The sequence below is a fragment of the Mesorhizobium sp. CU3 genome (genome assembly GCF_006442965.1).
Taxonomy (GTDB): domain Bacteria; phylum Pseudomonadota; class Alphaproteobacteria; order Rhizobiales; family Rhizobiaceae; genus Mesorhizobium.
Map to the genome: position 1 here is coordinate 1 of NZ_VFWX01000074.1, position 244 is coordinate 244.

At 59.8% G+C, this 244-nt stretch carries 1 protein-coding gene; it reads left to right on the forward strand.

Annotation, left to right across the window (positions count from 1 at the left end; genetic code table 11):
• Positions 1-244, forward strand: a 244-nt coding sequence (locus tag FJ988_RS30675; protein WP_140823069.1) for a hypothetical protein, incomplete at both ends; no start/stop codon positions are given.

Below are 244 nucleotides of genomic sequence, written 5' to 3' on the forward strand. Positions count from 1 at the left end.
GTCTACGATCCGCGCATCCTGCATCCGGAAGACTTCCACAACACGATACGTTACCTGCTGAAACTCCGCAAAGGACACGGCGCGGTCGACGATATCGATCACCTCGGCAACCGCCGCGTCCGCGCGGTAGGCGAACTGCTCGAAAACCAGTTCCGCATCGGCCTCGTGCGCATGGAGCGCGCGATCAAGGAAAAGATGTCGGTCTACCAGGAAATGTCGACGGCCATGCCGCACGACCTGGTAA